General features: G+C 66.0%; 3 protein-coding genes. All 3 read right to left on the bottom strand.

What is annotated here, in order from left to right:
* Positions 1-652 (bottom strand): succinylglutamate desuccinylase/aspartoacylase family protein (locus EOA36_RS31045; protein WP_145969396.1); only part of this gene is annotated, 652 nt, incomplete at its 3' end.
* Between the two features lie 152 nt (positions 653-804).
* Positions 805-1,983 carry an MFS transporter gene (locus EOA36_RS31040; protein ID WP_127280711.1) on the bottom strand — a complete coding sequence of 393 codons (1,179 nt, stop codon included), beginning with the start codon at positions 1,981-1,983 and terminating at the stop codon, positions 805-807.
* Positions 1,984-2,097: 114 nt separating this feature from the next.
* Positions 2,098-3,440, bottom strand: a 1,343-nt coding sequence (locus EOA36_RS31035) for an FAD-containing oxidoreductase (RefSeq protein ID WP_127280710.1), incomplete at its 5' end; no start/stop codon positions are given.

Raw genomic sequence — 3,440 nt, 5'->3', positions numbered from 1 at the left:
GATATTCGACGGTGGTGGCGACGCGCCTGTCAAGCTTCGCCACATCGGCTGATGCGTTCTGGTAGGGCATGATCGAGGCGCCCTCGAAAGTGCCGTCGGTGTCCTCGCTCCACAGCACGACGGCATCGACGCCCATGGCGGCGGCGCAATCGGCCATGGCTGGCCAGAGGCTGGAGTGGACATAGAGATAGGCAAGGCCCTCGTCGTCGCAGTGCAGGTCGAGCACGATGTCGTGGCCGAGCGAAAGCTGCACTAGGCGCGACTTCAGCCGCTGGTCGGCGCCGCCAAAGGTGGCGTCTGGCAAGAGCCTGGCGTCGGGCGCGGCCAGCAGCGGAAAGCCGCGGTTGAAGTTGGTGCGGGTGCCCAGATGAAAGCGGCCCTGGTGCTCGCCGAAATGATATTGCGCGCGGCCGATCGGGTTGGCCCAGGGCACGATGGTGATGTTGCCCTTGATACGACCTTCGGCCTCGGCCTTGCTCAACATCGGTATCAACGCATCGATGGCGACGACGCCCGGCAATTCGCCGGCATGGAGTGCGGCCTGCAGGTAGGTCGACGGGGCCGCCTTGTCGGCGCCGTCGAAGCGGAACACGGGGAATTCGTAGGAAACCCCGTCGCTGTCACCGGCGATGCGTTCGATCGATTTCTGCATGACGTTCTCCATCAAGAGCGAGAAGACATGCCCATTTGAAGGTGCCGATGTCGATTGGTCCAGCCCGCCGCGCTATGGGCGCAAGAGTAGTCTTTTGCCTTGCCGCATGTCGTTGACCCAAAACCGCTGCGCACTTTTGGGAGGACAGGCAGTTATTCGGCGGCAGGCTGGAGGGCGGCGACCGGCGCGCGCCTGTCCAGCGCCTGCGATAGCACCGCCACGCCAACCGCCAGCAGGGCGAGCACCGCGCCGACCAGCGGCAAATCGGCATAGGAAACGCCCGCCGACAGCGCCACGCCGCCGATCCAGGCGCCGCCGGCATTGCCGACATTGAAGGCGCCCTGGTTCAGCGTGGCGGCAAGGTTCGGTCCTTCCGACGCCGCCTCGACGACACGGATCTGCAGCGGCGGCACGACGACGAAGATGAGCACGCCCCACAGGAAGACGATGCCGATGGCGACGCTGGCGATGGCGCCGAACTGGATGAAGCCGAGGAACAGCAGGGCCATCAGCAGCAGTGTGCCGATCACCGTCGGCATCAGTTTCCAGTCGGCCAGCCTGCCGCCGATGATGTTGCCGATGGTCATGCCGGCGCCGAACAGCAGAAGCACCCAGGTGACCGCCGCTGTCGACAGGCCCGACACGTCGGTGAGGTAGGGTTTGATATAGGTGAAGACGGCGAACAGGCTGGCCGAGGTCAGCGCCGCGATCAGCATCGCCAGCCACACCTGCAGCTTGCCAAGCACGCGGACTTCGGCACGCAGACCGCCGCCGCTCGGTTCCGTGACGTCCGACGGCACCAGCCAGGCGATGGCCGCGACCGAGATCAGGCCGATGCCGACCACGGCCAGGAAGGTGGCCCGCCAGCCAAAGGCTTCGCCGAGCGCGGTGCCGGCCGGAACGCCGAGGATGTTGGCGAGCGTCAGGCCGGCGAACATCAGCGCGATGGCGCTGGCGCGTTTGTTGCGCGGCACCAGGCTTGCCGCGACGACCGAGCCGATGCCGAAGAAGGCGCCGTGGCCGAAAGCGGTGAAGACGCGTGCGGCCATCAGCAGCCAGTAATTGGGCGCGATGGCGCAGAAGAGATTGCCGACGACGAACAAAGCGGCGAGCCCCACCAGCACGGGCTTGCGCGGCAAATGCGCGGTGGCCACGGCGACGATGGGCGCGCCGAAGACGACGCCCAGCGCATAGCCCGTGACCAGCAGTCCGGCGGCCGGGATCGTCACGCCGAGATCGGCGGCGACCTCCGGCAGCAGGCCCATGATGACGAATTCGGTGGTGCCGATGCAGAAGGACGCAATGGCAAGCGCAAGGATCGGCAAGGGCATGGGAGGTCCAGGCTGAATCGGTTCAATTTCAGACTGCGCGAGGATCCCCGCCGGGCACAATGTCTATTGCCGCAATGCAGCAATGCAGAAAGTCGGGAGCTTGACGAGAGTGGCTCAGGCCAGCGGCTTCAGTTCCTGGGCGATGGTGGGCAGCAGTTCCGAGACATTCGGGTGGATGTGCATCGCGCGCGCCAGCGTGTCGACCGGCGCCTTGGCGTACATCAGGTCGAGCACGCAATGCACCGCCTCGTCGCCGCCCGGGCCGAGCACCAAGCAGCCGAGGATCTCCCTGGTGTCGGCGTCGACCAGGATCTTCATGAAGCCTTGCGTCTCGCCCTTCTCGACGGCGCGGCCGACGCGCGTCATCGGCCGCTGGCCAACAAGCGCGCGGCGTCCGGATTTCCTCACCGCCGTCTCGGTCATGCCGCAGCGGCCGAGCGGCGGGTCGATGTAGAGCGCATAGGCCTCGATGCGGTCGCTGACCCTCCGTGGGTCATTGTCGAGCAGATTGGCGGCGACGATCTCGTAGTCGTTGTAGGAGGTGTGGGTGAAGGCGCCCTTGCCGTTGCAATCGCCCATAGCCCAGATGCCGGGCACGCTGGTGCGCAGCTGGTCGTCGACAATGACGAAGCCGCGCTTGTCGACCTCGACACCGGCCCTGTCGAGGCCGAGGTCATCGGTGTTGGGAGTGCGTCCCAGCGCCAGCAGCACATGCGACCCTATCGCGGGCGGCTGGCCGGCCGAGAAGGTCACGGCAATGTCCTCGCCCTGTCTGGCGAAGCCGATATCGTCGGCGCCGACGTGAACCGCAATGCCTTCGTTCTCGAGGATCGACAGGATGACGGCCGAGACGTCCTCGTCCTCGCGGCCGGTCAGGCGCGGGCTCTTTTCGATGACGGTGACGTCCGAGCCGAAGCGGCGGAACATCTGCGCGAATTCGAGCGAGATATAGCTGCCGCCGACGACGATCAGGTGGCGCGGCAAAACGTCGAGATCCATCATCGAGGAGTTGGTCAGATAGTCGATGTCATGGATGCCGGGCAGGTCCGGCACCGAGGCGCGGCCACCCGTATTGAGGAAGATCTTTTCGGCGGTCAAAAGGTCGTCGCCGACACGCACCGTGTTGGCCGATTCGAAGCGGGCATGGCCGCGATAGAGCGTGCAGCCCTTCATGCCGGCGACCCATGTCTCCAAATTGCCACGGGCGTCGTTGGTGACCTTGTCCTTGCGCGCCTTGACCTTTTGATAGTCGACGCCGACAGGACCGTCGAGCGTCACGCCATAGTCGGCGGCGCGGCGGGCGAGATGCGCGGCATAGGCGCTTGCCACCATGGTCTTGGTCGGCATGCAACCGGTGTTGACGCAGGTGCCGCCGACCAGCTTGCGCTCGATCAGCGCCACCGTCATGCCGGCGGCCGTCAGGCGGCCCGCCAATGGCGACCCTGCCTGTCCGGCGC

It is taken from the genome of Mesorhizobium sp. M8A.F.Ca.ET.021.01.1.1 (assembly GCF_003998025.1).
In the GTDB taxonomy this organism is placed as follows: Bacteria; Pseudomonadota; Alphaproteobacteria; order Rhizobiales; family Rhizobiaceae; genus Mesorhizobium.
The sequence above is the reverse complement of the archived record's forward strand: the minus strand, read 5'-3'. Positions and strand labels throughout refer to the sequence as shown.